At 60.4% G+C, this 288-nt stretch carries 1 pseudogene; it reads right to left on the bottom strand.

The features are described 5' to 3' along the window. Positions 1-288 (bottom strand): annotated as a pseudogene (locus tag SB771_RS34055) (hybrid sensor histidine kinase/response regulator); the annotation flags it as partial.

Raw genomic sequence — 288 nt, 5'->3', positions numbered from 1 at the left:
CGCGATCCAGAACGTGCCTCAACTGGCTGAGGGGATTGCGCATTTCATGGGCAATCGAGCCCGCGAGGGTCTGCAATGCCCGGTTCTTTTCGACAAAGATGCGTCCCTTGCTGATCGCATGACTGAAGGCCATGCTGCACAAGACCACGACCGGCAGCAGTGCGAGGTCCGACTGATTGGCCGCGGTGAGAACGATCGGCGCGGGAGAGGTGAGCACCGCGGCGAGCGAGCCGGCAAATACGCCTATGCCGATGCAGGCCATCAGCAAAAATGGGCTATCGATGCACA

Origin of the sequence: Burkholderia sp. SIMBA_051 (genome assembly GCF_046534915.1) — a bacterium.
Classification (GTDB): Bacteria; Pseudomonadota; Gammaproteobacteria; order Burkholderiales; family Burkholderiaceae; genus Burkholderia; species Burkholderia ambifaria.
Note: the sequence above shows the minus strand (reverse complement) of the source record. Positions and strands in the feature narration are given on the sequence as shown.